The following is a 1,070-nucleotide window of genomic DNA, read 5'->3' as shown; positions in this document are numbered from 1 at the left end:
TGTTTTTAAGTGCTTTTTTGTTGGATTTTTTTAGTGTTGCTTTTAGTGTTATTTTTTTAGCGGATTTTTTAATTGTTGTTGTTTTTGTTGTTTTTAGTATTTGTTTTATGGTTATTTTGTTTTTTACGCTTTGACCTTTGTAGGTTGCTGTTATGTAGTATGTTTTTGGTGTTAGTGTTATTTTTAATGTTGCGTATCCATTTTTATCGGTAGGTATGTTGTATGTTTTTTTGTTTATTGTAATTTTAACGATTTTTCCGGTGCCTGCAGTTTTGCCATTATCATCAATGATACGGATTTTGTAGTTAATTCCGGATAAATAATCACCAGCTAGGTTTTTGTTGTTGTTTATTCTGGAGATGATTTTTAAAGTTTTTGTTTGTTTTTCTAAGTTGGTTGGGTTTATAATTAGTATGTTGTATGTTCCAATGGCTATTTTTTTGTTTAATTTAGCAACGCCGTTTGCATCAGTTGTAAGTGAATATTTTTTATCTCCAATTTTTAATGTTATGTGGGTATTGGCTAGTGGTGTTCCGTCAACATTTAGTAAGGTTGTTTGGTAGTCTAGTCCACTATTGTATCCTCTAATCATGTTAGGTGCGTGGATTGTGGATTTTATTGTTATGCTTGCATTAATTTTTTTGTCGTTAAAAATGATAGTTGCTGAATATTTTCCAATATTTAAATCAAGTTCTATGCTTGCAATACCTTCATTGTTGGTGGTTGCAGTATAATTTTTGCCGTTTAGTTTAATTTGTATATTCTGGCCTATTATTGCATTTCCTTCACTATCTTTTATAAAGATTTGTAGTTTTTCAGAACCTTTGTAGTATTTTTCAACATCTGGTGCTGTAATATTAATTCCAAGTACTTTAATATTCACTGTTGTATTAGTTGGTAAGTATTTATTATCTCCTGAATAAGTTATTTTAGCTATGTATTCTCCTTGTGCTAAGTTAGGGATGATTACGATAGCTTTATTATTAATAATTTCTACCGGGTAAGTTTCGTTATTTAAAACTACATTAATCGTGCCTGTTAGGTCTTTTGGTAGGTTGATTTCTACTTTT

At 29.6% G+C, this 1,070-nt stretch carries 1 pseudogene; it reads right to left on the bottom strand.

The features are described from left to right. Window positions 1–1,070: pseudogene (locus MBORA_RS10725) on the bottom strand (hypothetical protein); the annotation flags it as partial.

Source organism: Methanobrevibacter oralis (genome assembly GCF_001639275.1).
Taxonomy (GTDB): domain Archaea; phylum Methanobacteriota; class Methanobacteria; order Methanobacteriales; family Methanobacteriaceae; genus Methanocatella; species Methanocatella oralis.
Note: the sequence above shows the minus strand (reverse complement) of the source record. Positions and strands in the feature narration are given on the sequence as shown.